5 protein-coding genes are annotated in these 3,426 nt (G+C 55.9%); 2 read left to right on the top strand and 3 right to left on the bottom strand.

Annotation, left to right across the window (positions count from 1 at the left end; all coding sequences use genetic code 11):
* Positions 1-42: 42 nt before the first annotated feature.
* The 3 genes from GNZ21_RS06095 to GNZ21_RS06085 all read right to left on the bottom strand — a co-directional run bounded on the left by GNZ21_RS06095 (position 43) and on the right by GNZ21_RS06085 (position 1,714).
* On the bottom strand, positions 43-333 hold the full coding sequence (locus GNZ21_RS06095; protein ID WP_157322400.1) for a Rid family hydrolase: 291 nt from the start codon (positions 331-333) through the stop codon (positions 43-45).
* A 176-nt stretch (positions 334-509) separates the two neighbouring features.
* Complete coding sequence (locus GNZ21_RS06090; RefSeq protein WP_198345977.1) at positions 510-1,184, bottom strand: MerR family transcriptional regulator; 675 nt, start codon at positions 1,182-1,184, stop codon at positions 510-512.
* A gap of 26 nt (positions 1,185-1,210) precedes the next feature.
* A complete protein-coding gene (locus GNZ21_RS06085; protein WP_157322398.1) occupies positions 1,211-1,714 on the bottom strand; it encodes a VOC family protein in 504 nt (167 codons plus the stop codon).
* 293 nt (positions 1,715-2,007) lie between these two features.
* On the opposite strand from GNZ21_RS06085, the gene GNZ21_RS06080 reads away from it, so the two are divergent.
* Positions 2,008-2,478, top strand: coding sequence for an NUDIX hydrolase (locus tag GNZ21_RS06080; protein ID WP_157322396.1), 471 nt, complete (start codon positions 2,008-2,010; stop codon positions 2,476-2,478).
* 47 nt (positions 2,479-2,525) lie between these two features.
* Positions 2,526-2,747, top strand: coding sequence for an addiction module protein (locus GNZ21_RS06075; RefSeq protein ID WP_157322394.1), 222 nt, complete (start codon positions 2,526-2,528; stop codon positions 2,745-2,747).
* Positions 2,748-3,426: the final 679 nt, after the last annotated feature.

Below are 3,426 nucleotides of genomic sequence, written 5' to 3'. Positions count from 1 at the left end.
CCCGCCGAGCACGAGCGAAACTCACCGAAATGGCAAGCTAAATCAGAGACGGACCACTAGGTCTGCTTGTTTGTTGGAGGTAACGAGCACACGGGTACTGACCACGTTCTCGATGGTGGCTCCGGCTTCTTCTAGGGCGATGTGCATGTTCTCGATGCACTTGGCTGCCTGCCCCGCGTAGTTGCCAATAGCGGCAGTGGAGCCGTCAGCGTTGAGGGGGCAGGAGCCTGCCAGGAAGATCAGTTCTGCATTAGCGGGGAGTTTGGAAGCGTAGGCGTACTCTGCAGCGTCTGAGAGGCGATCTGAACGGATGAGTTTCACAGGGATGGTCATGTCTTCATTCAACCAGCTGATGTCTGGAGGAGTTGACTCTCTCATTCCCATTGCGCGGTTTCGGGATCTATCCCTACTGCACGGGCGTTGGCATCGATAATGTCTTTGATCCAGCTACTGAGTCCTGCGGCGAGGTTTTCGTAGTGGTCGTGGAACTCTCCGCCTGGTACATACATTCAGGCGATGCAGACCTGCATCGAGTGCGTACAGTCGAAGTGCTCCGAGAGTAGGTCTCGGTGTTCTTCAGCCAAAGCGTTGGCAGTGGGGCCTCCTGGACTTAAGTCGGAGCTGAATGCCTCAACAAGTGCTGCTTCTAGTTGTTCAGTTTTGAGGGTGATGTCATGCCATTCCTCAGCGCTGCGTCGCGATGAGCGTTCTGCATACTGAGTCCACTGCACTGAGTCTCCCCACCGTTGCCGAGCTTGATGGGGCCATTCTTGGTTCCAATGCCTTCCGAAGATCGATACCTGTGCTTCTGGGGTGAGGAGGATGCCGGACTGCTGAGCCTCGATAAGTTTCTCCAGTGCTGACGACATCTGTTCAAGACGTTGAATACGTTCGGTAACCCGGTCACGTTGGTGGCGCAGAGAGTCCAGCGCGTCATCGCTTCCTGCTTCTAGGAGCCGAGAGATCTCATCCAAGGGAAGATCGAGTTCTCGATAGATCAGCACTCGATGCAGACGCGAGAGATCCCCACTGGTGTAGATGCGATAACCGGAGAGAGATCGTTCAGAGGGGCGGACCAGCCCGATCTCATCCCAGTGATGCAGCGTACGCACAGTGACCCCCAGCAACGCGGCTGTCTTGCCTATCGTCAGTTCTGCCAGAGGCTCATTGGGTGGAGGTTCCATAGCTTCTTCAGTGTGCCTCAATCGGACTAGGTCTTCTCGATGCCGATCTCCTTGAGATTCTGGGCTTCTGTACTGGCAGGATCATAGGGGCGGGCAGCAGTCATGGTCACTCGAAAGTTCTCAGGAGTCACCACGTCGAGCTCTGCCGAGTTCCACGGCTTAATACTTGGCCCTGCTGTACTTCCGGGCAGGATGCTTTCACAGGCTTCTGCGATCTCTTCCAGCTGTTTCTCGACACAAGCGAAGCTGGCCGTTGCAGTCGCCGTCTCGGCAGCCCTTTCTCCGGGGACCAGGAGCACGTCCTGGAACACCCAGCGGCGCAGGTGAACGAACTGACCGGGTGCGCTGAAGAAGTCAAAGAACCCAAGTCCTTCAATCCAGAAATTTGCGGAAGCCTCTAGGTCGGCAGTAGGAACTGTGAGGAATGATGGCATTCCGTACATGCCTCGGAACAGTTCGGGGGTAGGAGTGTCGGCAGTGGGCTGGGGGACCGGGCTGATGCTGAATGCAGGGTAAAGGTTGTTATCCATGCCTTCACTGTCCTGCCTCACGCCACGTGAGGGTCAAGTACAGGCTCTGTGTAGTGGGAGGCGCTCAGCCTCCTTTGTCACCTCGTAGTGCGCGGATGAACTCAAGGAGTCGTCGGTGTGCAGTGAGTTTTGCGCGGATGAAGAACCGTAGGAGGAGCATCCCGAGAATGACGATGGCCAGGACTACCAGTAGGGAAACATAGGCTATGAGATAAATCATGGGGCTACGTCTACGGGTGCCCAGAGCTGTCGTGTGGGACGGTGCAGAAAAGTTTTGGAAACTCTGATTGGAGATGAGGTTGGTACTGAAAGAGGCTCTGCGGAGTACAGCTGAAGCTGAGGGGATTGAGAAGTTTGTCGTTGGAGCTGTCGTTCACGATGCAGGCAGAGCGTTGTTGGTGACGCGCAGTCTTAAGGATGATTTCCTGCCTGGGCTGGAGGAAGTGCCTTCAGGGGGAGTGGAGCCATCGGAGACACTGGATCAGGCTCTCCATCGAGAGCTGGAAGAAGAAGTTGGTTTCGGTGCCGAGCATGTCGACGAGGGGTTCTTAGCCGAGTTCGATTACCAGTCGCGCTCGGGGAAGAAGGCAAGGCAGTACACGGTCTCTATCCCTTTGCGGGGACGAGAAGTTCAACTGTCGGATGAGCACACTTCTTACAGATGGATCACGTCGGCAGAGCTGCATGCAGCCAATGCCACCCCTGAGACCAAGGAAGTTCTGCGTCAGTGGTTCGCGTGGGCAAATGTGGTTAGAGGGCATTGAGATCTGGGCGCTTCTCCCTTGTTGTGATGGGGGCGTACTATTGAGACATGGTGGAGCAGGGACTTCTGGAGAAAGCTCAGCAGCTTGAAGACGCTGAGAAGGTGGAGCTGGCTCAAGCGTTGCTGAACTCTGTTCACCCTGACGCGTTGCCTCTCAGTGCTGAAGAAGCTGCTCTGGTCACAGAGCGGTTAGCTGCCCGGGAAGCTCGTCCAGATGATCGCATGAGTTCTGAGGAAGTGTGGAAGCGCATCCGGCGCAAGTACGGATGACGTAATACGCTCTTTTGGTGCTCCGAGGCATACGAAGACCTGGATGGTGCTTTCGCCTGGTACTCCGAGCATGCGCCTTACCAGCTAGGACGGTTTGAGGCGGAAATTACCGAGGCGGAGCATGTTTTGCGAGAGAATCCCCTTGCGTTCCGTCGGCTGGCAGAAGATGCCAGGCGCTATGTGCTGAGGATCTTCCTTTACCAGATCTGGTATGCCGTAGACGAGAGGCGTCGAGAAGTTGACATCATTGCTTTGTTCCACACCCGCCGAGACCAAGAGGTGTACCTGCATCGACTTCGCTGAGATACGCCTGCAGGACAGGGGATCGGTGCGAATAAGAGTTCTCCGGCTGCGAACTCTGACGTCACACATGCATTGGCTGCTCTGGTGGCGAAAGCAGCCATTCAGTCTCTTGTGGACAGGGGTTTTATACTTGACGGTGATGTCTGAATTGGGTGGAGATGGTCTACAGATCAAGCTTCATCGGTCACTTCAGTGGTGGTTGCGGCTCTCCAGACATGGCGATCCGCGTGATTCCGGGGTTGTCGAATGGCTGCTTTAATGGCTGCTTTTTGCGCTAGGTGCTGCAAAACCCCTTGTCAGCGGCTGATAGCAAAATCCCGCTGGGGTCACCACAGGATGCGGCCCTCGGAATGTATGTTCCGGGGGCCGGCACCGG

This window comes from Nesterenkonia alkaliphila, assembly GCF_009758175.1.
Classification (GTDB): Bacteria; Actinomycetota; Actinomycetes; order Actinomycetales; family Micrococcaceae; genus Nesterenkonia; species Nesterenkonia alkaliphila.
The sequence above is the reverse complement of the archived record's forward strand: the minus strand, read 5'-3'. Positions and strand labels throughout refer to the sequence as shown.

Bases quoted from the DNA above. Each gene is read 5' to 3' on its own strand.
- GNZ21_RS06095 (WP_157322400.1), bottom strand. From the start codon at position 333: ATGACCATCCCTGTGAAACTCATCCGTTCAGATCGCCTCTCAGACGCT.
- GNZ21_RS06090 (WP_198345977.1), bottom strand. From the start codon at position 1,184: ATGGAACCTCCACCCAATGAGCCTCTGGCAGAACTGACGATAGGCAAG.
- GNZ21_RS06085 (WP_157322398.1), bottom strand. From the start codon at position 1,714: ATGGATAACAACCTTTACCCTGCATTCAGCATCAGCCCGGTCCCCCAG.
- GNZ21_RS06080 (WP_157322396.1), top strand. From the start codon at position 2,008: ATGAGGTTGGTACTGAAAGAGGCTCTGCGGAGTACAGCTGAAGCTGAG.
- GNZ21_RS06075 (WP_157322394.1), top strand. From the start codon at position 2,526: ATGGTGGAGCAGGGACTTCTGGAGAAAGCTCAGCAGCTTGAAGACGCT.